Genomic DNA, 25,312 nt, shown 5'->3' on the forward strand with positions numbered 1-25,312 from the left:
GCGTCCGGGCGATGCCGGCGCGGCGCGTGGGACTACTCGACCGTGACGGACTTCGCCAGGTTGCGCGGCTGGTCGACGTCGAGGCCCTTGGCCGTGGCCAGCGCCATGGCGAAGATCTGCAGCGGGACGACCGCCAGGAGCGGCGAGAGCAGCGTGGGCGACTGCGGGATCCAGAAGATCTCGTCCGCGAAGGGCAGCACCGCGTCGTCGCCGTCCTCGGCGATGACGAGCGTGCGGGCCCCACGGGCCCGGATCTCCTGGATGTTGGAGATGACCTTCGAGTGGAGCGAGTCGCGTCCGCGCGGCGAGGGCACGACGACGAAGACCGGCTGCCCCTCGTCGATCAGGGCGATGGGGCCGTGCTTGAGCTCGCCCGCCGCGAAGCCCTCGGCGTGGATGTACGCGAGCTCCTTGAGCTTGAGCGCGCCCTCGAGGGCGACCGGGAACCCGACGTGCCGGCCCAGGAAGAGCACCGACGTCGCGTCCTTCATGGAGCGGGCCACGGCGCTGACGTACTCGCCCCGCTCGATCACGGTCTGGATCTTGCGCGGCATCTCGCGCAGGTCGTCGAGGATCTCGCGGATCTCGTCGGGGAACTTGTTGCCGCGCAGCTGCGCCAGGTAGAGGCCCAGCAGGTAGGCCGCGGTGATCTGCGAGAGGAAGGCCTTGGTCGAGGCGACCGCGATCTCCGGTCCCGCGTGCGTGTACAGGACCGCGTCGGACTCGCGCGGGATGGTCGACCCGTGCGTGTTGACGATCGAGATGACCTTGGCGCCCTGCTCACGCGCGTGCCGGACCGCCATGAGCGTGTCCATGGTCTCGCCGGACTGGGTGACGGCCACGACGAGCGTCTTCTCGTCGACGATCGGGTCGCGGTAGCGGAACTCGTGCGCGAGCTCGACCTCGACGGGGATGCGGCACCAGTGCTCGATCGCGTACTTGGCCACGTGCCCCGAGTAGGCCGCGGTGCCGCACGCGACGACGATGATCTTGTCGATGGTCCGCAGCACGGACTCGTCGATGCGCAGGTCGTCGAGGATCAGGCGTCCCTCGGCGTCGGTGCGTCCGAGCAGGGTGTCCCCCACGGCCTGCGGCTGGTCGTGGATCTCCTTGTCCATGAAGGACACGAAGCCACCCTTCTCGGCGGCAGCAGCGTCCCAGTCGACCGTGAAGCGCGTGGCCTCGGCCGGGTTGCCGTGGAAGTCGACGACCTCGACCGAGTCCGGCGTGATGGTCACGATCTGGTCCTGGCCCAGCTCGAGCGCGTCCTTGGTGAAGGCGATGAAGGCCGCGACGTCGGAGCCGAGGAAGTTCTCGCCCTCGCCGAGCCCGACGACGAGCGGCGAGTCGTGGCGCGCGCCCACCACGGTCGTGGGGCTGTCCGCGTGGACGGCGAGCAGGGTGAACGTTCCCTCGAGCTGACGAGCCACGTAGGCCATGGCCTCGGTCAGGTCACCCGTGCGGCGGTAGGCACGGGCGAGCAGCTGGGCGGCGACCTCGGTGTCGGTCTCGGAGAGGAACGTGGCGCCGTCGGCCAGCAGCTCTTCCTTGAGGACCGCGAAGTTCTCGACGATCCCGTTGTGGATGACCGCGAGGCGCCCCTCGTCCGCGAGGTGCGGGTGCGCGTTGGTGTCGTTGGGCGCGCCGTGCGTCGCCCACCGTGTGTGTCCGATCGCTGCGGACGCGGCAGGCAGCGGTCTGGCGGCGAGCTCGTCGAGGAGCTTGACCAGCTTTCCGGACTTCTTGGCCGTCGCGACACGGTTCAGCCCGGGTGCGACGAGCGCGACCCCGGCCGAGTCGTAGCCGCGGTACTCGAGCCTGCCGAGTCCTTCGAGGACGACGTCCAGGGGTCGCCCGGACGTTTCGAGAGGGCCTGCGTAACCCACGATTCCACACATGTTTCGGAGTCTAGCGGCACCGGTCTGGGCTCCTTCGACCGCGACATCTCGCGGTTCTTTGTTAGTGGTCCGGCGGCTCGCGGTTCCCGATCACCGCGTGCGTCCGGCAGAATCATCCGAGTGGTTCCTCCCTCCGACCTGCCCGTCCCTCCGCGCGAGGGTGTCCCTGCGAGCGACCCGAGCGCCTCTCCCGGTGCGGGGCTGCTGCCCGAGCGCACCACGGCGTCGCCCTACGTCGACCTGGACCGCGCCGCGTGGAGCAAGCTCTCCGAGTCGACGCCGCTGCCGCTGACCGACGCCGACGTCGTCAAGCTCCGCGGCCTGGGCGATCCGATCGACCTGGCCGAGGTCGACGCGATCTACCGCCCCATCTCGCGGCTCCTCAACCTGTACGTGACGGCTACGAGCGGCCTCCACGAGGCCACGTCGACCTTCCTGCGGGAGAACTCGACGCGCACGCCGTACGTGATCGGTGTCGCGGGGTCGGTCGCCGTGGGCAAGTCGACGACGTCCCGCATCCTGCGCGAGATGCTCGCGCGCTGGCCGGAGACCCCGCGCGTCGAGCTCATCACGACCGACGGGTTCCTCTACCCGAACGCCGAGCTCGCGCGGCGTGGCCTCATGGAGCGCAAGGGCTTCCCGGAGTCGTACGACCGACGCGCCCTGATCCGGTTCCTGTCGCGCGTCAAGGCGGGGGCTCCCGAGGTCCGCAGCCCGGTCTACGACCACCTGACCTATGACATCGTCCCGGGGGCCGAGACGGTCGTCCGCAAGCCGGACGTCCTGATCGTCGAGGGGCTCAACGTCCTGCAGCCCGCACGGCCGAGCGCGACCGACGAGTCGACGGTCGCGGTGAGCGACTTCTTCGACTTCTCGATCTACGTCGACGCCCGTACGCGCAACATCCGCCAGTGGTACGTGGACCGGTTCCTGTCGCTGCGCCGGACGGCGTTCGCGCGCCCCGAGTCGTACTTCAAGCGCTACGCGACGCTCACCGACGAGGAGGCGATCGAGAAGGCCAGGTCGATCTGGGACTCGATCAACGCGCCGAACCTCGAGGAGAACATCCTGCCGACCCGCGGGCGGGCGACCCTGGTGCTGACCAAGGGCTCGGACCACTCGGTCCAGCGGGCACGTCTGCGCAAGATCTGAGCGGCAGCCTGGGCCTGGCGGGGCGCTGGGGTGCCCAGCACCCCGGGGATCCCGCGAACGCACTGAGCGATCGGCCCCTCCCGCCGCTCACGCCCCCACGGGACGCGTGAGCACCAGGAGGAGCAGCGCGCTCAGCAGGCCCGGCGGACCGCCGACTCGTCGTCCTGCAGGTCCGCGGTGCCCGACGACGGCGCAGCGGCCTGGTCGGTCGTCGCACCGTGGAGCGGGGTGGCGCCTGCGGCGGCAGCCCGCGCGGCCTCGGCGGCGCGGCGCTTGCGGGCCATGCGGTTCATGATGCGGTCGACGACCACCCCGGACAGGACGCCCAGGATCACGCCGATGACCATGGCGAGGAGCGGCTGGTGGCCGAGCCACTGCGCGGCGACGAGCCCGATGAGGACCGAGTAGAGCGACCACGTCACGGCGGCGAGCCCCGAGTAGAGCATGAATCGTCGCCGCGGATAGCCCACCGCGCCCGCGGTCATGTTGACCGCGACACGACCGATGGGGATGTACCTCGCCGCGAGGATGAAGGCGGCCCCACGTGCCTTGAGGGCCTGGTCGGCCCAGGCGACCGCCTTGCGGCCCCGGACCGTGCGGAGGAAACGGATCCGCTCGGTGCCGATGCTGCGGCCGAGCGCGTACGCGATCTGGTCGCCGGTCCACGCTCCGAGCGCGGCGATGACCAGGACGAGGACGAGGTTGGGATTGCCCGACGCGCTGGCGGCGACCGCGAGCGTGATGACCACGGACTCGCTGGGGATCGGCGGGAAGAAGCCGTCGATCGTCGCGAAGGCGTACAGGGCGGGGTAGATCCATGCGGACGCCGCGAGTGCGAGGACCCAGGTCTCCAGGTTCTCCAGGAAGGTCGAGACGGCCTCTATCACGGGTCCTCTGTTCGTCGGCTGGTGTGGCGAACCAGGCTGGTCACAGGTACAGGAGATGCACCTGTGACCAGCCTACGGATACGAGGGGCCGGCACCATCGGGGAAACCCCCCAGTCTGCCCTGATACCGACCCCTACCTTCCTCGATGAATTCTGCCGCACCGACCGGGACCGGTGCGTCATCCTCCGGAGGGAGATCACCACCTAGGGAGGTCCCCCGGAAGGATGCTGTGACACTTCCGGGGGACGGACCTCCCTGACGGGGGCGGAGCCGGTCAGGGCAGCGTGAACCCCAGGGCCTCCGCGGCCCCGGAAGGATCCGGGGTCTGCCCCCAGAACCGCATCATGCTGTCGTTCGACGCGAGCGACCGGAGCTCGGCACGGTCGAGGTAGAGCCTGCCTCCCAGATGGTCGGTCTCGTGCTGGACGATGCGCGCCGGCCAGCCGGTCAGGACCTCGTCCACCGGGCGACCGTGCTCGTCCTGGCCGGTGAGCCGGACGGTCCGGGGCCGGGCCACGACGGCCTGCCAGCCGCTCACGCTCAGGCAGCCCTCGTAGAACGCCCGAAGTTCGTCCCCCACGGCTTCGTACGCGGGGTTGACGAGCACGCGGAACGGCAGAGGGTGGCGTTCGCGCAGGTCCGCGTCCTCGGGGTCGGAGACGCCCTGGTCCTGGATCACCGCGACCGCGATGCCCAGGCCGATCTGGGGAGCCGCGAGCCCGACCCCGGGGGCCGCGTGCATGGTGCGACGCATGGCCTCGACCAGCTCGGGGAACAGGTCCCCGAGCTGCCCCGTGTAGGGCGCCGCCTGTCGGCGCAGGACCGGGTGACCCGCCTGGACGATCGGCAGCACACCGTCCTCGTGGCGTGCGAGAAGGCTCGCGACGTGGTCGCGCACCTCCTCGTCGACGGGTCCGGCGAACCCGACGGCGTGACTCTCGGTCGTCACAGGGCCAGCCTGTCCCGCACCACTGCGGCGAGCGACTCGGCCACGGCGTCGGCCGAGGCCTGTGTCGCGGCCTCGACCATGACGCGCACCAGGGGCTCGGTGCCCGACGAGCGCAGGACGACGCGGCCGGTCTCGCCGAGTCGGGACTCGGCTGTCGCGACGGCCTCCTGGAGGACCGTGTCGGTCGCAGCGCGGGCCTTGTCCACCCCCGGGACGTTGAGCAGCGTCTGCGGCAGCTTGGGCACGGCGCCCGCGAGGTCCGCGAGCTTGGTCCCCGACTCCTGGATGCGTGCCGCCAGCTGGAGCGCCGTGAGGACGCCGTCGCCCGTCGTCGCGAACTGCGACAGGATGATGTGACCCGACTGCTCGCCGCCGAGGGTGTACCCGTTGGCGCGCATCTCCTCCAGCACGTACCGGTCACCCACGCCGGTCTGGACGGTCCGGATGCCGGCCTCACGCATCGCGAGGATCAGCCCGAGGTTGCTCATGACCGTCACGACGAGAGTGTCCTCGTGCAGGCGCCCCTTCTCCTTCTCGGCGAGGGCCAGGACACCCATGATCTGGTCGCCGTCGACGAGCACACCCCGGTGGTCCACGGCGATGCAGCGGTCGGCGTCGCCGTCGAACGCGACGCCGAAGTCGGCCTCGGAGGCGACCACGACGGCCTGGAGCTGCTCGGGGTGGTTCGAGCCGCACTTCTCGTTGATGTTGCGCCCGTCCGGGCTTGCGTTCATCACGACGACATCGGCACCTGCCGCACGCAGCGCCGCGGGTCCCACGTCGCTCGCCGCGCCGTTCGCGCAGTCCACGGCGATGCGCAGCCCCGAGAGCGGCAGGGCGTCACCCGTCGCGCCGATGCTCCCGATGAGGTGCTCGACGTAGTCCGCACCGGCGCTGCCCGTGTCGGTGCGGACGCGGCCGACGCCGGCCCCGAGCGGACGGTCCCACGCGGTGCCGAGCTGACGCTCGATCTCGTCCTCGAGCGAGTCCTCGAGCTTGATCCCGCCGCGGGCCAGGAACTTGATGCCGTTGTCGGCCATCGGGTTGTGCGAGGCGGAGATCATGACGCCGAAGTCCACGTCGAGCGTGCTCGTGAGGAATGCGACGGCCGGCGTCGGCAGGACGCCGACGTCCAGCACGTTGACCCCCGCGCTCGCCAGGCCCGCGGTCACTGCGGCCCCGAGAAACTCGCCAGAGGCCCGGGGGTCGCGACCGATTACCGCACGCGGGCGGTGCCCTTCGGGTTGTCCCGTGCGACCCAGCACGTTGGCCGAGGCCACGCCCAGGCCGAGCGCGAGCTCGGCCGTGACGTCCCTGTTCGCCAGCCCCCGCACGCCGTCGGTGCCGAACAGTCGTCCCATGAGTTTTCCTCCCTCAACGGGACGGTACAGGCACCGAGGCCCGCTCCGCCCCCGCTGCGAGCAGACCGGTCCGGTCGCTCGTCAGCATCCCTGACAAAAGACAACGGCCCCGGCGGACGATGTCCACCGGGGCCGTTGTGCGCAAGCGCTGGATCAGCGCTTGGAGTACTGCGGAGCCTTACGGGCCTTCTTGAGCCCGGCCTTCTTGCGCTCGACGACGCGAGCGTCGCGGGTCAGGAAGCCGGCCTTCTTGAGCGCCGGGCGGTTGTGCTCGGCGTCGATCTCGTTCAGCGCGCGGGCGATGCCCAGGCGAAGAGCGCCGGCCTGGCCGGACGAGCCGCCACCGTTGATGCGGGCGATGACGTCGAAGCGACCCTCGACGTCGACCAGCTTCAGCGGGGAGTTGACCAGCTGCTGGTGCACCTTGTTGGGGAAGTACCCCTCGAGGGTGCGGCCGTTGATCTTCCACTGGCCGGTGCCGGGCACCAGGCGCACGCGGGCGATGGCCTCCTTGCGACGGCCCAGGGCCTGCGCGGGGGCGGTGATGCTCTGGCCACGGCCCGTGGGGGCTGCGCTCTCAGAGGTGTAGTTGCTGGGAGTCTCTTCGTCCAGCACGTCGATGTCGACGGTGGTCTCGGCCACTGGTGTGTCCTCGCGTCCTAAGTTCTCGTCTACGAGCAGGCGGAGCCTACTGCGCGACCTGGGTGATCTCGAAAGTCTTCGGCTGCTGCGCGGCGTGCGGGTGCTCAGAGCCTGCGTAGACCTTGAGCTTGCCGAACTGGGCGCGGCCGAGCGAGGTCTTGGGGATCATGCCGCGGACGGCCTTCTCCACAGCACGCTCGGGGTGCTTCTCCAGCAGGTCGCTGTAGGCGACCGCCCGAAGACCACCCGGGTAACCGGAGTGGGTGTAGGCAAGCTTCTGCTCGCGCTTGTTGCCGGTGAGGGCGACCTTGCCGGCGTTGATGACGATGACGAAGTCACCTCCGTCGACGTGAGGCGCGAAGGTGGCCTTGTGCTTGCCACGGAGCAGGGTCGCCACGTGGGTGGCGAGGCGGCCCAGGACGACGTCGGTCGCGTCGATGACGTACCAGTCACGCTGGACGTCGCCGGGCTTCGGGGTGTACGTACGCACGGTCGTAGCCTTCGTTTCGTGTCTTCGATGTCTTCGGCGCAGGAGCCTGCGTCCGACAAGTCGTTCGGCCTTCGGTCGACGGATGTCCACGTCACGGAGCGAGTGGGCGCACAAGTGACGAGATAACCGAAGGGGAAGCACAACGACTCAACAGACTACCTGGACGGCCCATGCAGGGTCAAAACAAGATGCGTCACACCGAGGGCGAAAAGGACCTCGGTGTGATCAGCCTCGTCGGACGGCACGGGCTCTGGTGCCAGACAGCCGATTCAGGCGGTTGCCCGGTGGTTGTCGTGGGAGAGACCGGTCCTCGCGTCTTCCCGAGGACGAGGATACGCGCCCGGGCGCAGTTCGGCACAGGCGTCGCACTGGAGCGTGCGCGCCAGGCCCGCACATTCGGTGCAGAACAGGCGCAGGGTCTGGCACCCGGGGTCGACGCAGTTCTCGTACTTCGCCGTCGCCGCAAGGCACTCGCAGCACGCGCCGAGCGGGACGGTGTCGTCACCGAACTCGACGTGCATGCGCTCGTCGAACACGTAGAGCGACCCTTCCCACAGCCCCTGGTCGCCGAACGTCTCGCCGTAGCGGACGATCCCGCCGTCGAGCTGGTAGACCTCCTCGAAGCCGCGCGCGAGCATGAGCGAGGACAGGACCTCGCACCGGACGCCGCCCGTGCAGTAGGTCACGACGGGCCGGCCCTTGAGGTCGTCGTACGCCCCCGAGTCGAGCTCCGCGACGAAGTCACGCGTCGTCGCGACGTCGGGTACCACCGCACCGCGGAACTTGCCGATCGCGGCCTCGAACGCGTTGCGGCCGTCGAAGAACACGACGTCCTCGCCGCGCTCGGCGACCAGCTCGTGGAGCGCCTCGGGGGCGAGGCGCACCCCGCTGTCGACCACGCCGTCCTCGTCGACCGCGATCTCGTCGACGGCCCCGAAGCTCACGAGCTCGGGTCGGACCTTGACGGACAGGCGGGGGAAGTCGCGACCCGTGCCGTCCGACCACTTCACGTCGATCCCCGCGAAGCCCGGGTACTGCTTGGTGGTCTTGACGTACTGCTTGAGGTTCTCGACCGTTCCGCCGAGCGTGGCGTTGATGCCGTGCTCCGAGACGATGACGCGTCCCGTCAGGTTCCACTGCTCCCCGAGCGAGCGTTGCCACAGCTGCACCGCGCGCGGGTCGGCGAGCGGTGTGAAGGCGTAGAAGAGCACGATCTTGGGGACGGCCATTGCTCCATTTTAGGAGCCCGACGGCGCCGCGCGGGCCGTGCTATCGGCTCTCCGCGCGGCGTGTGGTCTTCCTCACCGCACGACCTCCGCGCGCGGGGCCCGTCTCGTGCGTCGTCACGTCTCGTCGTCGCCCGACCGACCTCGAGCCGGCGACCGGTGGCGCCCCGACGACGGGGCTGCCCCGGTCGGCCGGTCAGCGCTGTCGCTTGACGCGCTCGACGTCCCACACGGGCTCGGGGGTCTCGACGACGCGGCCGTCCGAGCCGAAGACCACGAACCGGTCGAAGCCCCGCGCGAACCACCGGTCGTGCGTGACGGCCATGACCGTGCCCTCGAACGCCAGGAGGCCCGCCTCGAGCGCCTCGGCAGAGTGCAGGTCGAGGTTGTCGGTCGGCTCGTCGAGCAGCAGGAGCGTGGCTCCCCCGAGCTCGAGGAGCAGGATCTGGAAGCGCGCCTGCTGGCCGCCCGAGAGCGTCTCGAAGCGCTGCTCGGCCTGACCGACCAGCTCGTAGCGGTCGAGGGCCTTGCTCGCGGGCTCGCGCCCCATGCCGTCGCGCGCACCGTCACCCCGGTGCAGGATCTCGAGGAGCGTGCGGCCCTCGAACTCGGGGTGGGCGTGGTTCTGCGCGAACCACCCCGGGCGCACGCGCGAGCCGAGCACGGCGCGGCCCGTGTGCGCGACGGGCGGGACCACGGCCGCGTCGCCCGGAGCACCCGTGGTGCCCACAGCGCCCCCGGCGGACTCGTAGACCGGCCGGTGCTCGACGTCCGGGTCCGACCCGCCCCGAGCCAGCAGGCGCATGAAGTGCGACTTGCCCGAGCCGTTGGACCCCAGGATCGCGACGCGCTCGCCGAAGAAGACCTCGAGGTCGAACGGCTCCATGAGGCCCGTGAGCTCGAGCCGCTCGCACGTCACGGCGCGCTTGGCCGTGCGTCCGCCCGTGAGCCGGACCTTGACGTTCTGCTCGTGGGCGAGCACCTGCGGCGGGCCGGCCTCCTCGAACTTGCGCAGGCGCGTCTGGGCGGCCTGGTAGCGGCTCGCGAGCCCGTCGTTGAACGCCGACTTGTTCTTGAGCATGTTGACGAGGTCCTTGAGCTTGGTGTGCTCCTCCTCCCAGCGGCGCAGCAGCTCCTCGAGGCGGCTTCGGCGGTCGGCGCGCGCCTCGGCATAGGTGCCGAACCCGCCGCCGTGCACCCAGATCGTGCCGCCCGCGGCCGTGGGCTCCACGGTGGCGACCTGGGTCGCGGTGCGCGCCAGGAGCTCGCGGTCGTGGCTGATGAACAGCACGGTCTTGGGCGAGGCCGCGAGCTTCTCCTCGAGCCAGCGCTTGGTCGGCACGTCGAGGTAGTTGTCGGGCTCGTCGAGGAGGAGGACCTCCTCGGGCCCCCGGAACAGGGCCGTGAGGACCAGGCGCTTCTGCTCGCCGCCGGACAGCGTGCGGACCTCGCGGAACTGGGCCTGGTCGAACGGGATGGACAGGACCTCGTCGGTGACCTTGTCCCACTCGGCCTCGGCCTCGTAGCCGCGCGCGTCGGCCCAGTCGGCGAGCGCCTGGGCGTACCGCATCTGGGAAGGGGTGTCGTCCACCGTCATGATGTCGAGCTCTGCCGCGGCGAGCTCACGGGCGGCGTCGCGGATCGAGGGCTGCGCGAGGTCGACGAGCAGGTCGCGGACCGTGCGGTCGTCGTCGATACGACCGACGAACTGCCGCATGACGCCGAGCCCACCGCTGCGTCCCACGGTGCCGCCGTGCGGCGACAGGTCGCCCGCGACGATGCGCAGGAGCGTCGTCTTGCCGGCGCCGTTGGGTCCGACGAGCGCGACCTTGGCCCCGTCCGCGACGCGCAGGGTCGCCCCCGCGAGGAGGGGACGCCCGTCGGGCAGGAAGTAGCTGATGTCGCTGATGTCGATGTGACCCACGGGCACATCCTCCCTGCCCGAGGCCCCGGATGACGATTCCTTTCCGCCCGGGCGGCCGCGCACGGGCCGCGGAGGGCGGGCAGGGCTCCCCTGCGTCACCCTCGCGATGCCCGACGGCGGAGCGCACCCGGGTGCACCCGTGCGCCCGGGTGCGCTCCGCCGTCGGGCAGAGGTCAGCGCTTGCCGCCGCCCAGGAGGCCGCCCAGCCCGCCCAGGATGCTCCCGAGGCCGCCGCCTCCCGAACCGCCTTGCCCACCACCCAGGAGCCCGCCCAGCAGGTCGCCGATCCCGCCGCCCCCGGCGGCCTCCTGCGTCCCGGCGGGCTGCTCGCTCTTGCCCCCGAGCTGCTTGGCGAGGAAGGACAGCGCGATGGGTGCGAGCGCCGGGAGGATCGAGGCCAGGACGTTCGACTGCGTGCCGCTCTTGTCCGCGAGCTGCGCGACGACCTGCTCCTCGTTCGATCCGAAGATGTTGCGGACGATCTTCTCGCCGTCGGCCGTGTCGACGTCGTCGAGGTTCACGCCGCCCTCGACGAGCGAGGGAGAGTGCTGCGCGAGGGCCTTCTGGAGCGACGCGGCCCCGGCGGGGTCCTGCGCGTTGGCCTCGAGACCGCCGATCAGCGCGGGAAGGGCCGTCGTGACCGCCTGCTGGGCGGTCGCCTCGTCCACGCCGAGCCTGCCGGCGAGCTGGTCGAGCGGGATGGCGGACAGGAGGTCGTCGATCGATGCCATGGTGGGACTCCTGGTTCAGGCCGCCCCGCAGGTCGAGGACGGCGTCGTCACGGGAAGGACGTGCGCCGGGGCACCGGACGGCCACCCGTCGGGAGTCCCTGCCGCGCGCACCCCGAGCCTAGTCCGCAGGTGGCCGGATCTGCCCGGTGGGCTGCGCGAACGCGTCACCGGTGCGAGTGTGGAGACATGAGCGACGACACACCGGCCACCCGGACAGACCCGGCCCTCGGCACCGAGGGCGACTCCGACCAGCTCCAGCAGGACGACACCCTGGTCGACCGCGGCGTCGACGACGTGCTCGACGAGGGGTACGCCCCGCCCGAGCGCGCTCCCCTGACCTACGCCCACCCCGAACGGCTCGAGGAGGACGGCGAGTCGCTCGACCAGCGCCTCGCCGACGAGGAGCCCGAGGACTGGGAAGCCGACCCTCTCGACCGCCCCGACTCGACCCGGTCGGGCCGCCTCGTGGCGGACGCCGACGCGCTCGACGGGCGCGTCAACGACACGTACGCGGACGACGCCGGGATCGACGGCGCCGCGGCGAGCGCCGAGGAGGCCGCGGTCCACATCGTCGAGGAGCCGTAGGGGACGACGGCGGGCGCGGGACGACGGCGGGCGCTACGAGGTCGGGGAGGTCCCTGCTCCGGCGGTCGGCCCTGCCGCCCCCGCGTCCCACACGTCCTCGTCCATGCGCACCGCGCGCACGCGCTCGGCACGGGCAGCGAGCTCGTCGTCGGGCGGGTACGTGACCTCCTCGAGGACCAGGCCGTGCGGCGGCACGACGCCGGCCCCCGCGTCCCGCCGCCTCGCTGCCAGGACCTCGGCCGGCCACGAGACCGGGCGGCGCCCCTCCCCCACGGCGACCGACGCCCCGACGAGCGCCCGGACCATGTTGTGGCAGAAAGCGTCGGCGCGGACGTGCGCGACGACGAGCCCCGCGTCGGGGCCGTCGGCCGCACGCTCCCACGACAGGTGCTGGAGCTCGCGGATCGTGGTCGCACCGGGGCGCGGCTTGCAGAAGGCCGCGAAGTCGCGCACGCCGAGCAAGGGTTGCAGCGCCTCGTGCATCGCGTCCGCGTCGAGCGGCTTGCGGTTCCACAGGACCCACTCGCGGCGCAACGGGTCGCGCAGCGTGGGGTCGTCGACGATCCGGAACGTGTAGCTGCGGTAGAGAGCCGAGAAGCGGGCGTCGAACCCCTCCGGCGCCCGGGAGGCCCGGTGCACCACGACGTCACCCGGCAGCACTCCCCCGAGCCGCGCGACGAGCGCGTCTCCTGGCTCGCGGTCCGACCGGCCGGGCATCGCGTCCCAGACGGACCGTGGGAGGTCGACGTGGGCCACCTGCCCGCGGGCGTGCACGCCGGCGTCGGTGCGCCCCGCGACCGTCAGGCGCGGCGGGACGCCCCGCAGGATCTGCCCCAGACCTTCCTCGAGGGCCCCCTCGACGGTCCGCAGACCGGGCTGTCGGGCCCAGCCCGCGAAGTCGGTGCCCTGGTAGGCGAGGTCCAGGCGGACGCGGACCGGCTGCTCGTTCGTCACGTGCACCTACGCTAGCGCCCGTTAGTGTGCAGACATGCCCGAACGTCCCGCCACGACCGACCCCGCCGACCTGCGCACCCTCGCGGTGGACTGCGGCGGGGGCGGCATCAAGGCCAACGTGCTCGACGCCGCGGGGACCGCGCACGCGACCGCCGTGCGGGTACCCACGCCCTACCCGCTGCCGCCCTCGCTCCTGGTCGACGTCATCGCGCAGATCGCCGACCGCCTGCCCCCCGCCGTGCGTGTCACGGTCGGCATGCCCGGCATGATCCGGCGCGGGGTCGTCGTCCACACCCCGCACTACATCACCCGCTCGGGCCCGCGGAGCCGTGTCGACCCGGCCCTCGCCGAGCAGTGGGCCAGCTTCGACGTCCAGGCCGCCGTGAGCGAGAGGCTGGGGATGCCGGCGCTCGTCCTCAACGACGCCGAGGTCCACGGGGCCGGGGTCATCGCGGCGTCGGGCCTCGAGCTCGTCCTGACGCTCGGGACGGGGCTGGGGTCGGCGCTGTTCCACGGAGGGCGCCTCGCGCCCCACCTCGAGTGGTCCCACGCCCCGGTGCGGCGCGGCACCACGTACGACGAGTACATCGGCGAGGTCGAGCGTCGCCGCCTCGGGAACGGGCTGTGGTCACGGCGGGTCGTCGCGCTCGTCGACGGCCTGCGCCCCGTCTTCTGGTGGGACCGCCTCTACCTCGGCGGGGGCAACTCACGCCAGATCACGCCCTCCGCGCTCGAGCGGCTCGGTGACGACGTCGTGATCGTGCCCAACTCCGCCGCGCTCGTGGGCGGGGCCAGGGCGTGGGACCTGCCCCTGGCCTGAGCCGGGCGGTCGTGCGGGACGGGAGGTGCCGGGCCGGCCGGGACCGTCGGAGCAGGGTAGGGACTGCGGGGCGGGACGGCCTGCGGGCGAGGCAGGGCCGGACGGCGGGTCACGCCCGCCGCTCTGCCGCCACGACCTCTCCGTACGCCTCGAGGACCGCACGGTTGAACGCGACGGGTCGGTCGAGGCTCACGAGGTGCTTGGCCCCGGGGATCACGACGAGCTGGGCGCTGGCCCCGCCGGCCCGCGCCGCTGCGACGAACTCACGCTCACCGAAGCGGAAGTGGTCCCACCGACCGTTGACGAACCAGACCGGCGAGTCGGTCGCGGCCAGAGCCGTGAGGGGGTCCGAGGTACCCACCTCGTCCAGGATCGCAGTCATGGCCGTCAGTGCGAACCCGCCCGCACCGATGTCGACGATCCCGGCCGCGGGCAGGGTCCGGTCGACCAGTGCCTGGTTGATCGCCGCACCGTTGTCGGGCAGCTTCTCGATCCGGTCGGCCGCGACGCGCCACGCGCCACGCAGGGGCGAGCCGGGGACGGTGCAGCAGCTCGCGGCGACGAGCCCCGCGACCTGCTCGGGACACCGCGCACGGTGCTCGATCCCGACGTACCCGCCCAGCGAGAGCCCGACGACGAGCGCCCGGCCTCCGAGGTCGTCCACCGCACGGGCGACGGTCGTCACCGCGCCGTCGAGCGTGAACGGCTCGCCGATCCTTCGGCCGTGCCCCGGCAGGTCCACCGCGCGAGCCTCGATGCCGGCACGGTCCATGGCCTCGAGCTGCGCGCGCCACATCGTGCGGGACGTGCGCGAGCCGTGGACGAACAGCACCGGGAGAGCCATGCGGACCAATCTAGGGCGAACCGGCCTGCGTCGCGGGCCGAGGCGTGCCCGTCACCGCGCGCGCGACGTCGCGCACCCCGCGGGGTAACCCGTGTCCCGCCCCGCGGCAAGCGCCAGGTCTCCCGCCTCCCGGCCTGACGCCACCCCCGGGCCGAGCCCTCAGCGCTCGACGTCGCTCCGTCGTCGGGCATGGCGAAGGGCCCGGCACCAGATGGTGCCGGGCCCTTCAGGAGGTACCCGTCCGGCAGAGCCGGGGCGGGATCAGTCCTCCTTGGAAGCCGGAGCGTCCTCGACGACGAGAGCGTCCTCGACAACCGGGGCGTCCTCGACGACCGGCGCGTCCTCGACCTTGGCGGCCTTGGGCTTGCTGGCCTTCTTCGCAGCCTTCTCGGCCTCGTGGACGACAGCCTGCTTGGGGCTGACGGGCTCGGTCACGAGCTCGATGACCGCCATGGGGGCGTTGTCGCCCTTGCGGTTGCCGACCTTCGTGATGCGCGTGTAGCCACCGTTGCGCTCCGCCATCTGCGGGGCGATCTCGGTGAAGAGCGTGTGCACGACGGACTTGTCGCGGACCACGGTCATGACGCGACGGCGAGCCGACAGGTCACCGCGCTTCGCGAACGTGATGAGACGCTCGGCCAGCGGACGCAGGCGCTTGGCCTTGGTCTCGGTGGTCGTGATGCGGCCGTGCTCGAAGAGCGCTGTGGACAGGTTCGCGAGGATGAGACGCTCGTGAGCCGGGCCACCGCCGAGCCGCGGACCCTTGGTGGGGGTAGGCATTGATCTTGCTCCTTAGAAGTGGATCGTGCGTGCGGCCGAGCCGCTCGCACGGAAGGTCAGTACTGCTGCTGCTCGTCGGAGAACGTCGCCTCGTCCTCGTCGGCCTCGTAGTAGTCGGCCGTCGAGGGGTCGAAGTCCAGCGGCGAGTCCTTGAGGTTCAGGCCGAGCTCTGCGAGCTTCTCCTTGACCTCGTTGATGGACTTCGCGCCGAAGTTCCGGATGTCCAGCAGGTCTGCTTCGCTGCGAGCGACGAGCTCGCCGACCTGGTGGATGCCCTCGCGCTTGAGGCAGTTGTACGAACGGATCGTGAGGTTGAGCTCCTCGATCGGGAGCGCCAGGTCCGCGGCGAGAGCGGCGTCCGTCGGGGACGGGCCGATCTCGATGCCCTCGGCCTCGACGTTGAGCTCACGGGCGAGGCCGAAGAGCTCGACGAGCGTCTTGCCGGCCGAGGCCAGCGCGTCGCGCGGGGAGATCGCCTGCTTCGTCTCGACGTCGACGATCAGCTTGTCGAAGTCGGTGCGCTGCTCGACGCGGGTCGCCTCGACCTTGTACGTGACCTTGAGGACCGGCGAGTAGATCGAGTCGACGGGAACACGGCCGATCTCGGCGTCGAAGGACTTGTTCTGGTTGGCGGAGACGTAGCCACGTCCACGCTCGACCGTCAGCTCGATCTCGAGCTTGCCCTTGTCGTTGAGGGTGGCGATGTGCAGGTCCGGGTTGTGGACCTCCACGCCCGCCGGCGGAACGATGTCCGCGGCGGTGACCGCGCCAGCGCCCTGCTTGCGCAGGTACATCACGACCGGCTCGTCGTTCTCCGAGGAGACCACGAGGTTCTTGATGTTGAGGATGATCTCGGTGACGTCTTCCTTGACACCGGACACCGTGGTGAACTCGTGGAGCACACCGTCGATACGGATCGAGGTCACTGCAGCGCCCGGGATGGACGAGAGCAGCGTGCGACGAAGCGAGTTGCCGAGGGTGTAGCCGAAGCCAGGCTCGAGCGGCTCGATGGAGAAGCGCGAACGGTTCTCCGAGAGGACCTCTTCGGTCAGGGTGGGGCGCTGTGCGATCAGCACTGGTGTGTTCCTTTCAGTGTGCGTCCGCCATATGACGCATCACGGGCAACGCTGTGCCGGGGCGGGACTCTGTCCACCCGCCCAGGTGGCCGCGCCCGCCGGCGCACCGACCCGAGGTGATCGGGTGCGGCGCGACGGCGAGCGAAGCGGAAGATCAGACGCGGCGACGCTTCGGGGGGCGGCAGCCGTTGTGAGCCTGGGGCGTCACGTCCTGGATCGAGCCGACCTCGAGGCCGGTCGCCGTGAGCGAGCGGATCGCGGTCTCGCGACCGGAGCCCGGGCCCTTGACGAAGACGTCGACCTTCTTGACGCCGTGCTCCTGGGCGCGGCGAGCCGCGGACTCAGCAGCGAGCTGCGCGGCGAACGGGGTCGACTTGCGCGAGCCCTTGAAGCCGACGTGGCCGGCGGAGGCCCAGGCGATGACAGCACCCGTCTGGTCCGTGATCGACACGATCGTGTTGTTGAACGTGCTCTTGATGTGAGCCTGGCCGTGAGGGACGTTCTTCTTGTCCTTGCGGCGCGGCTTGCGAGCCGCGGTGGCGCGAGTCTTGGGAGGCATTTCTGAGTTCTCTCCTGGTCTGAGGTGTTCGGACCGGGTCGGCGTGCGCTGCGCGGGTGAACTCGAGGTTCAGGCGAGCGGCACGCGTTCCACGGACTACTGCTTAGCGGGCCTTCTTCTTGCCGGCCACGGTGCGCTTGGGTCCCTTGCGGGTACGCGCGTTGGTCTTGGTGCGCTGCCCGCGGACGGGCAGGCCGCGGCGGTGACGCAGGCCCTCGTAGCAGCCGATCTCGACCTTGCGGCGAATGTCAGCGGCCACCTCACGGCGGAGGTCACCCTCGAGCTTGTAGTTGCCCTCGAGGTAGTCACGCAGCGCGACGAGCTCGGTGTCACCGAGGTCCTTCACGCGAACGTCCGGGGAGATCCCGGTGGCGGCCAGCGTCTGCTGGGCGCGGGTACGGCCGACGCCGTAGATGTAGGTGAGCGCGATCTCGAGCCGCTTCTCGCGGGGGAGGTCGACGCCGACAAGACGTGCCATGTGCCTTTCGGCTCCTCTGTACTTCGTTCGGAGGTCTACCGCACCATCTTCCCGCGGAGCTGCGGGCCCCGGCCTCCGAGCCGGGGGTTCCCCTCAGTGGACCTGTGCGGCCCGACCGTGAGGTTCGTGGTGATGCGCTGGTTGGCACCCGAGGGTGCCGGCGACCGGTCCGCTCTCGCGGACCTGGATCACCGTGCGCCGGAGCGCCGGGGACTCAGCCCTGGCGCTGCTTGTGGCGCAGGTTCTCGCAGATCACCATGACGCGACCGTGCCGGCGGATCACCTTGCACTTGTCGCAGATCTTCTTGACGCTGGGCTTGACCTTCATCAGTCTGTTCCTCCGCCGCCGCACGCACGCGCGGGCGAACCCAGGCTTGCGGCAGCAGTTGTTTCGAGTGGTGGATTCTTGACGACTACTTGTAGCGGTAGACGATCCGGCCACGGGACAGGTCGTACGGGCTCAGCTCCACCACCACTCGGTCCTCAGGGAGGATCCGGATGTAGTGCTGTCGCATCTTGCCCGAGATGTGAGCCAGAACCTTGTGCCCGTTGGCCAGCTCCACGCGGAACATCGCGTTCGGCAAGGCCTCGACCACGCTGCCCTCGATCTCGATGACACCGTCCTTCTTTGCCATATCCTCCGCTAACTCTCGTCTGAACTGCTTCCCACGCACCCGTGCTCTACGAGGACCGGTGAGTGGACGTCGTGTGTGTTCCGGCCCGTCGTCGGTCTGTTCGACTCGCACGGGAAACGCGGACTACACCCAGCGGACTATCCTACGGCATGGATCACCGCGAGGGAACCGCAGGGTTGTGCAGCCGGTCACCGTGGTGCTCGGTTGCCCGGCCCTCGGGCGCCTCGTGCTCGTGCGAGCTACGGTTCGCCCGACGACCGACGGCCCGCCCGGACCGGTAGGTCAGGACGGGCCGGGTCTGACGCCGGCCCGAGCCTGGGGCGGGGTCTGGCCGAACAGGGCCGTCAGGCGTCGAGCGGGGCGATCGTGACACCGAGCTCTGCGAGCTTGGCAGCACCGCCGTCGGGGGCCGTCAGGACCCAGATGCCGTCCTCGAGGATCGCGACGCTGTGCTCCCAGTGAGCAGCACGAGCACCGTCGTCGGTCACGACGGTCCAGTCGTCCTCGAGAACCTGCGTGAAACGCTCGCCACGCGTCACCATCGGCTCGATCGCGAGGCACATGCCTGGCTTGAGCCGAGGGCCCCGCTCACGCGTCCGATAGTTCAGGACGTCCGGCGGCTGATGCATCGAGGTACCGATGCCATGGCCGACGTACTCCTCGATGATCCCGTAGGCGACGCCGTCCGCGGCGGCCGAGGCCTCGATCGAGTCCTCGACCGCGTTCCCGACGTCGCCCAGACGCTCACCCGTGGCCAGCGCGGCGATACCCGCCCAGAGCGCCCGTTCGGTCGCCTCGACGAGTGCGACGTCCGCCGCGTCCGCCTCTGGCAGCACGAACGAGAAGGCGGAGTCGCCGTGCCAGCCGTCGACGATCGCGCCGCAGTCGACCGAGACCACGTCACCCGGGAGGAGCTCGCGCGTCCCGGGGATCCCGTGCACGACCTCGTCGTTCACCGAGACGCAGAGCGTCGCCGGGTAGCCGTGGTACCCGAGGAACGAGGGGGTGGCACCGGCGTCGCCGATGACGGCCGCCGCCAGGGCGTCCAGGTCCGCGGTCGTCATGCCGGGACGCACCGCCGAGCGGACCGTGGCGAGCGCGTCAGCGACCACCAGGCCCGCCCGGCGCATGGTGCGCACCTGGTCGACCGTCTTGTACTCGATCTTCTCGCGACCGAACACGTCTCGCCCCAACCGTCCCGGGTCAGCCGACGAGAGGCGCGAGCGCCTCGACGAGACGCGAGGTCACGTCGTCGATCTCACCGATGCCGTCGACCTGGGCGAGCAGACCGCGCTCGGCGTAGGCGGACGTGAGCGGAGCCGTCTGCTCGGCGTAGATGTCCAGACGGCGGGCGATCGCCTCCTCGGTGTCGTCCTCACGACCTTCGATCTCCGCACGCTTGCGCAGACGAGCGAGGAGCTCGTCGCGGTCCGCGGTGAGCTCGAGGACGGCGTCCAGCCGGACGCCGAGGTCCGCGAGGATCTCGTCGAGCTCGACGACCTGCGCCGCGTTGCGCGGGTAGCCGTCGAGGATGAAGCCGCGCGCCACGTCGTCCTGAGCGAGACGGTCACGGACCATCTCGTTCGTCACGGAGTCCGGGACGAGCTCACCCTTCGCGGTGTACTCCTGAACGAGCCTGCCCAGCTCGGTGCCGCCCTTGATGTTCGCACGGAAGATGTCGCCCGTGGAGATCGCAGGGATGCCGTAGTGCTCCGCCAGGCGAGCCGCCTGGGTGCCCTTGCCCGCACCCTGGGGACCCATGATGATCAGGCGAGCGGAGCCCTGCGCGGAGGACGCTGCAGTGGGAGTCGATTCGGTCAACGCAAGAACCCTTCGTAGTGACGCTGCTGCAGCTGCGAGTCGATCTGCTTGACCGTCTCGAGGCCGACGCCCACGACGATGAGGATCGAGCTACCGCCGAACGGGATGTTCGTGCTCACCCCCAGCAGGACGAGGACGAGCGTCGGGATGAGTGCAACGAGCGCGAGGTAGATGGCACCCGCGGAGGTGATGCGGGTGATGACGTAGTCCAGGTACTCCGCCGTCGGCCGGCCGGCACGGATGCCGGGGATGAAGCCGCCGTACTTCTTCATGTTGTCGGCGACCTCGTCCGGGTTGAACGTGATGGCCGTGTAGAAGAAGCAGAAGAAGACGATCAGGAGCACGTAGATCGAGATGTGGATCGGCGAGGCCGGGTCCGCGAGGTACTTCGAGACCCACTGGACCCATCCGGCCGTCGCGTCGCCGAACTGGGCGATGAGACCGGGGACCGCGAGCAGCGACGACGCGAAGATGACGGGGATGACACCCGACATGTTGATCTTGATCGGGATGTAGGTGCTGGAGCCGCCGTACATCTTGCGTCCGACCATGCGCTTCGCGTACTGCACCGGCACTCGGCGCTGGGACTGCTCGACGAAGACGACGAGACCGATCACCAGGACGATGACCGCGATCATGATGGTGAAGTTCACGGCACCGTTGGCGCCGCCCGCGATGGACCACAGCGCCGTGGGGAAGCTGGCGGCGATCGAGGTGAAGATGAGGAGCGACATGCCGTTGCCGACGCCACGCTCCGAGATCAGCTCACCGAGCCACATGATCAGACCGGTACCGGCGGTCATGGTGATCACCATGAGGGCGGAGGTCATGAAGCTGTCGTTCGGGATGACCTCGACCGGGCAGTTCGGGAAGAGGAAGCCGCTGCGGGCAGTGGTGATGACCGTCGTGGACTGCAGGATCGCAAGAGCGATGGTCAGGTAGCGCGTGTACTGCGTGAGCTTCGCGGTACCGGACTGGCCCTCCTTGTGCAGCGCCTCGAAGTGAGGGATGACCACGCGGAGCAGCTGCACGATGATGCTCGCGGTGATGTACGGCATGATGCCGAGCGCGAAGATCGAGAGCTGGAGCAGGGCTCCACCGCTGAACAGGTTCACCATTCCGAGGAGGTCGTTCTGCCCCTGGGAATCGATGCACTGCTGGACGTTGGCATAGTCCACGCCGGGGGTAGGGATGAACGAGCCCACACGGAAGATCGCCATGATGGCGATCGTGAACAGCAGCTTGCGCCGCAGGTCAGGTGTCCGGAAAGCCCGGGCGAATGCGCTGAGCACCTATCCTCCTGGCCCGCTCGAGGCGGGATGTCGTGTCGCCGGGGTTCGGCGAGATGTGACGCACCCGGCACGGGACGCCACTGGGCACCTTAGCCGCTGCGCCGCGATGGACGGCAATTTGAGACAACCGGCAGTGATTCTACGTTCCCCCGAGCGAGGCTGGTACCGGCTACCACGCCTCTAGACGCAGACAGGGCCGACAGCGCATAGCGCTATCGGCCCTGTCCTTCGTATCAGTTCTCCGAGATGGAGCCACCGGCCGCAAGGATCTTGTCCTTGGCGGAACCAGAGAGCGCGTCGACCGCGACCTCGAGCTTGACGGTGATCTCACCCGTGCCGAGCACCTTGACGAGCTCGCCCTTGCGGACGGCTCCCTTGGCGACCAGGTCCTCGACGGTGACGGAGCCACCCTCGGGGTACAGCGCGGAGAGCTTGTCCAGGTTCACGACCTGGTACTCCGTGCGGAACGGGTTCTTGAAGCCACGAAGCTTGGGCAGACGCATGTGGAGCGGCATCTGACCACCCTCGAAACGCTCCGGCACCTGGTAACGAGCCTTCTGGCCCTTGGTACCACGGCCGGCCGTCTTACCCTTCGACGCCTCACCACGACCCACACGGGTCTTGGCCTTCTTGGCGCCGGGGGCCGGACGGAGGTGGTGCACCTTCAGGGTGCCACCAGCGCCGACGGTCTGCTGAGCCTCGGCCTTGGGGGCCTCGGCGACAGCAGCCTTCTTGGCAGGAGCCTTCTTCTTGGGAGCGTCGGTCGAAGCCTCGACCGCGGTCTCCTTCTTGGCCTTCTCAGCCATGATCACTCGACCTCCTCAACGGCGACGAGGTGCGCCACCGTTGCGACCATGCCGCGGATCTCCGGGCGGTCCTCCTTCACGGCGGTGTCGCCGATCCGCTTGAGGCCCAGAGTGCGCAGCGTGTCGCGCTGATTCTGCTTGCCGCCGATGGCGGACTTCGTCTGGGTCACCTTGAGTCGAGCCATCACGCACCTACCCCAGCTGCACGTGCACGCAGGAGGGCGGCCGGAGCCACTGCCTCGAGCGGCAGGCCACGGCGCGCTGCAACAGCCTCAGGCTGCTCCAGGTTGCGCAGGGCCTCGACCGTTGCGTGCACGATGTTGATCGCGTTGGACGAACCGAGCGACTTGCTCAGCACGTCGTGGATGCCCGCGCACTCCAGCACGGCGCGCACCGGTCCACCGGCGATAACACCGGTACCCGGAGCGGCCGGACGCAGGAAGACGACACCGGCGGCTGCCTCGCCCTGGATGGGGTGAGGGATGGTGCCCTGGATGCGGGGAACCTTGAAAAAGTTCTTCTTGGCTTCCTCGACACCCTTGGCGATCGCCGCGGGAACTTCCTTCGCCTTGCCGTAGCCGACACCGACGGTACCGTCACCATCGCCCACCACGACGAGCGCGGTGAAGCTGAAGCGACGGCCGCCCTTGACGACCTTGGACACGCGGTTGATGGTGACGACGCGCTCGACGAAGGCGTTCTTCTCGGCGGCGTCACCACGGCGACCGTCACCCCGACGACCGTCGCGACGAGCGTCGCCCCGGCCTCCGGAGTTGCGGTCGGTCGACTCGTTGGCGGCACCCGTAGGGGCGCCGGTGCTGCTGCGCTGCCCTGCAGCCATCAGAGAATCCTTTGCTTCCGTACCGTGTACACGGTGGTGGTTTCGGCCATCATCACAGGGACAGACCGCCTTCGCGGGCCCCGTCGGCGACTGCAGCCACCCGGCCGTGGTACTTGTTGCCACCGCGGTCGAAGACGACCGAGTCGACACCAGCGGCCTTGGCACGCTCTGCGACGAGCTCGCCGACCTTGCGGGCCTTCGCGCTCTTGTCGCCCTCGAGCGACCGCAGGTCGCCCTCGATGGTCGAAGCGGAAGCAACGGTCTGGCCGATCGTGTCGTCCACGATCTGCGCCGTGATGTGGCGCGCGGAGCGCGTCACCACGAGGCGGGGACGAGCAGCCGTGCCGGCAATCTTCTTGCGCAGGCGGAGGTGGCGGCGCTTGCGCGAGACCGCCTTGCCCTTGCCGAGAACCTTGAGAGCCATCGTTACTTACCAGCCTTTCCGACCTTGCGGCGGACGACCTCGCCGGCGTACCGCACACCCTTGCCCTTGTACGGCTCGGGCTTGCGGATCTTGCGGATGTTCGCAGCGACCTCGCCGACCTGCTGCTTGTCGATGCCCGCGACCGAGAACTTGGTCGGGGACTCGACAGCGAAGGTGATACCAGCGGGCGCGGACACCACGACGGGGTGGCTGAAGCCCAGAGCGAACTCCAGGTCAGTTCCCTTCGCGGTCACGCGGTAACCGGTACCGACGATCTCGAGCTTCTTCTCGTAGCCCTCGGTGACACCGGTCACCAGGTTCGCGAGAAGCGTGCGGGTCAGGCCGTGCAGAGCGCGCGATGAACGCTCTTCGTTAGGGCGCGTCACCACGAGGGTGGAGGCGTCCTGGGAGACCTCGATGGGGGCGGGGATGGTGTGCTCCAAGGAACCCTTCGGGCCCTTGACCGTCACCAGTGCGCCGCTGATCGTGACATCCACTCCGGCGGGAACCGGAACGGGGATCTTGCCGATACGAGACATGGCGTATCTCTCCTTTCCGATTACCAGACGTAGGCGAGGACTTCTCCGCCCACGCCCTTCTTGGCTGCCTGACGGTCGGTCAGGAGGCCGGAGGACGTGGACAGGATCGCCACGCCGAGGCCACCGAGAACCTTGGGCAGGTTGGTCGACTTCGCGTACACACGCAGTCCGGGCTTCGACACGCGGCGCACGCCAGCAAGGGAGCGCTCACGGTTCGGGCCGAACTTCAGCTGGATCGTGAGGTACTTGCCCACGGGGGCGTCCTCGACGGTCCAGCCGGAGATGTAGCCCTCGGCCTGCAGGATCTCAGCAATGTGCGACTTCAGCTTCGAGAACGGCATCTGAACCGTCTCGTGGTAAGCCGAGTTCGCGTTACGCAGACGGGTCAGCATGTCTGCGATCGGGTCGGTCATCGTCATTGGGCTTCAGCCCTTCCTCGCCGGGGTATCTGGCCGGTTCCCCGAGGGGAACCGTGCCAGACCTACGACGTAGTTGTTACCAGCTGCTCTTGGTGACGCCGGGAAGCTCGCCACGGTGTGCCATCTCGCGAACGCAGATACGGCAGAGGCCGAACTTGCGGTACACGGAGTGCGGGCGACCGCACTTCTGGCAGCGAGTGTAGGCGCGAACCGCGAACTTAGGCTTTGCGGCTGCCTTGTTGACCAGGGCCTTCTTCGCCATATCAGTTCTGCTCCTTGAAGGGGAAGCCGAGACGGCGCAGCAGGGAGCGGCCCTCGTCATCGGTCGTCGCCGTCGTCACGATCGTGATGTCCATACCGCGGACGCGATCGATCTTGTCCTGGTCGATCTCGTGGAACATCGACTGCTCCGTGAGACCGAAGGTGTAGTTGCCGTGTCCGTCGAACTGCTTGGGCGACAGGCCGCGGAAGTCGCGGATACGCGGCAGTGCGATGGACAGCAGGCGGTCGAGGAACTCCCACATGCGCTCGCCGCGCAGCGTGACGTGCGCGCCGATCGGCATGCCCTCACGCAGCTTGAACTGAGCGATGGACTTGCGGGCCTTGGTGACCTGCGGCTTCTGGCCGGTGATGGCCGAGAGGTCGCGGATGGCACCTTCGATGAGCTTCGAGTCCTTGGCCGCGTCGCCGACACCCATGTTGACGACGATCTTCGTCAGTCGTGCAACCTGGTTGACGTTCTCGTGGCCGAACTCCTCGAGGAGCCCGGCGACGATCTCGTCGCGGTAGCGCTGCTTGAGACGCGCGATCTCCGGGGCTTGCAGTTCAGTGCTCATCAGATGTCCTTACCGGAACGCTTGGCGACGCGCACGCGGACGTTACGCGTACGGCCGTCACGCTCGACCTCTTCGGTGCGGTACCCGACGCGGGTGCCCTTCTTGGTCTCCGGGTCGACGACCATCACGTTGCTCACGTGGATCGGCGCCTCGACGACCTCGATGCCACCGGTACGCGTCCCACGCTGGGACTGACCCACCTTGGTGTGCTTCGTGACGCGGTTGATGCCCTCGACGATCACGCGGTCGGAGTCCGTGAGGACCTCGAGCACGCGACCCTGCTGGGTACGGTCCTTGCCAGAGATGACGACCACCAGGTCGCCCTTCTTGATCTTCGCCATGT

32 protein-coding genes are annotated in these 25,312 nt (G+C 69.6%); 3 read left to right on the top strand and 29 right to left on the bottom strand.

Annotation, left to right across the window (positions count from 1 at the left end):
• Nucleotides 1–32: 32 nt before the first annotated feature.
• Nucleotides 33–1,898, bottom strand: a complete 1,866-nt coding sequence (glmS, locus tag ACFWGN_RS06075) for a glutamine--fructose-6-phosphate transaminase (isomerizing) (RefSeq protein WP_377616126.1) — start codon at nucleotides 1,896–1,898, stop codon at nucleotides 33–35.
• Between the two features lie 201 nt (nucleotides 1,899–2,099).
• Here glmS and coaA point away from each other — a divergent pair, with 201 nt between their 5' ends.
• Entirely contained in the window at nucleotides 2,100–3,050 is a 951-nt protein-coding gene (coaA, locus tag ACFWGN_RS06080) for a type I pantothenate kinase (protein ID WP_377616313.1), read from the top strand.
• Nucleotides 3,051–3,181: 131 nt separating this feature from the next.
• Here the strand turns inward: coaA and ACFWGN_RS06085 are convergent, their stop codons facing one another.
• From ACFWGN_RS06085 to ACFWGN_RS06120, 8 genes are all read right to left on the bottom strand, one after another.
• Entirely contained in the window at nucleotides 3,182–3,937 is a 756-nt protein-coding gene (locus ACFWGN_RS06085; protein WP_377616127.1) for a DedA family protein, read from the bottom strand.
• Between the two features lie 274 nt (nucleotides 3,938–4,211).
• A complete protein-coding gene (locus ACFWGN_RS06090) occupies nucleotides 4,212–4,886 on the bottom strand; it encodes a peptide deformylase (protein WP_377616128.1) in 675 nt (224 codons plus the stop codon).
• A complete protein-coding gene (gene glmM / locus ACFWGN_RS06095) occupies nucleotides 4,883–6,247 on the bottom strand; it encodes a phosphoglucosamine mutase (RefSeq protein ID WP_377616129.1) in 1,365 nt (454 codons plus the stop codon). Before glmM ends, ACFWGN_RS06090 begins: the two co-directional genes overlap by 4 nt.
• Nucleotides 6,248–6,400: 153 nt before the next feature.
• The gene (gene rpsI / locus ACFWGN_RS06100) at nucleotides 6,401–6,889 is read right to left on the bottom strand and encodes a 30S ribosomal protein S9 (RefSeq protein WP_056653832.1); all 489 of its coding nucleotides are present in this window, start codon (nucleotides 6,887–6,889) and stop codon (nucleotides 6,401–6,403) included.
• A gap of 46 nt (nucleotides 6,890–6,935) precedes the next feature.
• Nucleotides 6,936–7,379, bottom strand: a complete 444-nt coding sequence (gene rplM, locus ACFWGN_RS06105; RefSeq protein ID WP_030151909.1) for a 50S ribosomal protein L13 — start codon at nucleotides 7,377–7,379, stop codon at nucleotides 6,936–6,938.
• Nucleotides 7,380–7,648: 269 nt separating this feature from the next.
• The gene (locus ACFWGN_RS06110) at nucleotides 7,649–8,608 is read right to left on the bottom strand and encodes a rhodanese-related sulfurtransferase (protein ID WP_377616130.1); all 960 of its coding nucleotides are present in this window, start codon (nucleotides 8,606–8,608) and stop codon (nucleotides 7,649–7,651) included.
• Between the two features lie 193 nt (nucleotides 8,609–8,801).
• Nucleotides 8,802–10,529, bottom strand: a complete 1,728-nt coding sequence (locus tag ACFWGN_RS06115) for an ABC-F family ATP-binding cassette domain-containing protein (protein WP_377616131.1) — start codon at nucleotides 10,527–10,529, stop codon at nucleotides 8,802–8,804.
• 173 nt (nucleotides 10,530–10,702) lie between these two features.
• On the bottom strand, nucleotides 10,703–11,260 hold the full coding sequence (locus ACFWGN_RS06120) for a DUF937 domain-containing protein (protein ID WP_377616132.1): 558 nt from the start codon (nucleotides 11,258–11,260) through the stop codon (nucleotides 10,703–10,705).
• 186 nt (nucleotides 11,261–11,446) lie between these two features.
• Between ACFWGN_RS06120 and ACFWGN_RS06125 the strand changes: the two genes are divergently transcribed.
• Nucleotides 11,447–11,845: a DUF5709 domain-containing protein gene (locus ACFWGN_RS06125; RefSeq protein ID WP_377616133.1), complete on the top strand. Its 399-nt coding sequence runs from the start codon at nucleotides 11,447–11,449 to the stop codon at nucleotides 11,843–11,845.
• 33 nt (nucleotides 11,846–11,878) lie between these two features.
• Here the strand turns inward: ACFWGN_RS06125 and truA are convergent, their stop codons facing one another.
• Nucleotides 11,879–12,799, bottom strand: a complete 921-nt coding sequence (gene truA, locus ACFWGN_RS06130; protein WP_377616134.1) for a tRNA pseudouridine(38-40) synthase TruA — start codon at nucleotides 12,797–12,799, stop codon at nucleotides 11,879–11,881.
• A gap of 34 nt (nucleotides 12,800–12,833) precedes the next feature.
• On the opposite strand from truA, the gene ACFWGN_RS06135 reads away from it, so the two are divergent.
• Complete coding sequence (locus tag ACFWGN_RS06135) at nucleotides 12,834–13,619, top strand: ROK family protein (RefSeq protein ID WP_377616135.1); 786 nt, start codon at nucleotides 12,834–12,836, stop codon at nucleotides 13,617–13,619.
• A 109-nt stretch (nucleotides 13,620–13,728) separates the two neighbouring features.
• On the opposite strand, the gene ACFWGN_RS06140 is transcribed toward ACFWGN_RS06135, so the two are convergent.
• The 19 genes from ACFWGN_RS06140 to rplX all read right to left on the bottom strand — a co-directional run bounded on the left by ACFWGN_RS06140 (nucleotide 13,729) and on the right by rplX (nucleotide 25,310).
• Entirely contained in the window at nucleotides 13,729–14,463 is a 735-nt protein-coding gene (locus ACFWGN_RS06140; protein WP_377616136.1) for an alpha/beta fold hydrolase, read from the bottom strand.
• Between the two features lie 261 nt (nucleotides 14,464–14,724).
• Nucleotides 14,725–15,243, bottom strand: a complete 519-nt coding sequence (rplQ, locus tag ACFWGN_RS06145; RefSeq protein WP_377616137.1) for a 50S ribosomal protein L17 — start codon at nucleotides 15,241–15,243, stop codon at nucleotides 14,725–14,727.
• A 56-nt stretch (nucleotides 15,244–15,299) separates the two neighbouring features.
• The gene (locus tag ACFWGN_RS06150) at nucleotides 15,300–16,319 is read right to left on the bottom strand and encodes a DNA-directed RNA polymerase subunit alpha (protein WP_056653808.1); all 1,020 of its coding nucleotides are present in this window, start codon (nucleotides 16,317–16,319) and stop codon (nucleotides 15,300–15,302) included.
• Between the two features lie 154 nt (nucleotides 16,320–16,473).
• Nucleotides 16,474–16,878, bottom strand: coding sequence for a 30S ribosomal protein S11 (gene rpsK, locus ACFWGN_RS06155; protein WP_056653805.1), 405 nt, complete (start codon nucleotides 16,876–16,878; stop codon nucleotides 16,474–16,476).
• A 103-nt stretch (nucleotides 16,879–16,981) separates the two neighbouring features.
• Nucleotides 16,982–17,356, bottom strand: coding sequence for a 30S ribosomal protein S13 (rpsM, locus tag ACFWGN_RS06160; protein WP_030151919.1), 375 nt, complete (start codon nucleotides 17,354–17,356; stop codon nucleotides 16,982–16,984).
• A 214-nt stretch (nucleotides 17,357–17,570) separates the two neighbouring features.
• Nucleotides 17,571–17,684, bottom strand: a complete 114-nt coding sequence (gene rpmJ / locus ACFWGN_RS06165; RefSeq protein WP_009740505.1) for a 50S ribosomal protein L36 — start codon at nucleotides 17,682–17,684, stop codon at nucleotides 17,571–17,573.
• Between the two features lie 85 nt (nucleotides 17,685–17,769).
• Nucleotides 17,770–17,991: a translation initiation factor IF-1 gene (gene infA, locus ACFWGN_RS06170; protein ID WP_012867920.1), complete on the bottom strand. Its 222-nt coding sequence runs from the start codon at nucleotides 17,989–17,991 to the stop codon at nucleotides 17,770–17,772.
• A 344-nt stretch (nucleotides 17,992–18,335) separates the two neighbouring features.
• Nucleotides 18,336–19,172: a type I methionyl aminopeptidase gene (gene map / locus ACFWGN_RS06175; RefSeq protein WP_056653802.1), complete on the bottom strand. Its 837-nt coding sequence runs from the start codon at nucleotides 19,170–19,172 to the stop codon at nucleotides 18,336–18,338.
• 22 nt (nucleotides 19,173–19,194) lie between these two features.
• Nucleotides 19,195–19,752, bottom strand: a complete 558-nt coding sequence (locus ACFWGN_RS06180) for an adenylate kinase (RefSeq protein WP_191801536.1) — start codon at nucleotides 19,750–19,752, stop codon at nucleotides 19,195–19,197.
• Between the two features lie 56 nt (nucleotides 19,753–19,808).
• On the bottom strand, nucleotides 19,809–21,104 hold the full coding sequence (gene secY, locus ACFWGN_RS06185; RefSeq protein ID WP_377616138.1) for a preprotein translocase subunit SecY: 1,296 nt from the start codon (nucleotides 21,102–21,104) through the stop codon (nucleotides 19,809–19,811).
• Nucleotides 21,105–21,337: 233 nt separating this feature from the next.
• Entirely contained in the window at nucleotides 21,338–21,910 is a 573-nt protein-coding gene (gene rplO, locus ACFWGN_RS06190) for a 50S ribosomal protein L15 (RefSeq protein WP_082609121.1), read from the bottom strand.
• 2 nt (nucleotides 21,911–21,912) lie between these two features.
• Nucleotides 21,913–22,095 carry a 50S ribosomal protein L30 gene (gene rpmD, locus ACFWGN_RS06195; protein ID WP_030151924.1) on the bottom strand — a complete coding sequence of 61 codons (183 nt, stop codon included), beginning with the start codon at nucleotides 22,093–22,095 and terminating at the stop codon, nucleotides 21,913–21,915.
• Nucleotides 22,095–22,751 carry a 30S ribosomal protein S5 gene (gene rpsE / locus ACFWGN_RS06200; protein WP_056653795.1) on the bottom strand — a complete coding sequence of 219 codons (657 nt, stop codon included), beginning with the start codon at nucleotides 22,749–22,751 and terminating at the stop codon, nucleotides 22,095–22,097. The genes rpmD and rpsE overlap by 1 nt, the downstream gene beginning before the upstream one ends.
• 52 nt (nucleotides 22,752–22,803) lie before the next feature.
• Nucleotides 22,804–23,175, bottom strand: a complete 372-nt coding sequence (gene rplR, locus ACFWGN_RS06205; RefSeq protein ID WP_056653792.1) for a 50S ribosomal protein L18 — start codon at nucleotides 23,173–23,175, stop codon at nucleotides 22,804–22,806.
• 2 nt (nucleotides 23,176–23,177) lie between these two features.
• Nucleotides 23,178–23,714, bottom strand: a complete 537-nt coding sequence (gene rplF, locus ACFWGN_RS06210) for a 50S ribosomal protein L6 (RefSeq protein ID WP_056653788.1) — start codon at nucleotides 23,712–23,714, stop codon at nucleotides 23,178–23,180.
• Nucleotides 23,715–23,734: 20 nt separating this feature from the next.
• Nucleotides 23,735–24,133 carry a 30S ribosomal protein S8 gene (rpsH, locus tag ACFWGN_RS06215; protein ID WP_030151928.1) on the bottom strand — a complete coding sequence of 133 codons (399 nt, stop codon included), beginning with the start codon at nucleotides 24,131–24,133 and terminating at the stop codon, nucleotides 23,735–23,737.
• 76 nt (nucleotides 24,134–24,209) lie between these two features.
• Nucleotides 24,210–24,395 carry a type Z 30S ribosomal protein S14 gene (locus ACFWGN_RS06220; RefSeq protein WP_012867931.1) on the bottom strand — a complete coding sequence of 62 codons (186 nt, stop codon included), beginning with the start codon at nucleotides 24,393–24,395 and terminating at the stop codon, nucleotides 24,210–24,212.
• Nucleotide 24,396: 1 nt separating this feature from the next.
• Nucleotides 24,397–24,969: a 50S ribosomal protein L5 gene (rplE, locus tag ACFWGN_RS06225; RefSeq protein WP_056653785.1), complete on the bottom strand. Its 573-nt coding sequence runs from the start codon at nucleotides 24,967–24,969 to the stop codon at nucleotides 24,397–24,399.
• Nucleotides 24,969–25,310 (bottom strand): 50S ribosomal protein L24, encoded by a 342-nt coding sequence (rplX, locus tag ACFWGN_RS06230; protein WP_056653782.1) that lies wholly within the window; start codon nucleotides 25,308–25,310, stop codon nucleotides 24,969–24,971. The genes rplE and rplX overlap by 1 nt, the downstream gene beginning before the upstream one ends.
• Nucleotides 25,311–25,312: the final 2 nt, after the last annotated feature.

The sequence above is a fragment of the Oerskovia sp. NPDC060338 genome (assembly GCF_042726295.1).
Classification (GTDB): domain Bacteria; phylum Actinomycetota; class Actinomycetes; order Actinomycetales; family Cellulomonadaceae; genus Oerskovia; species Oerskovia merdavium.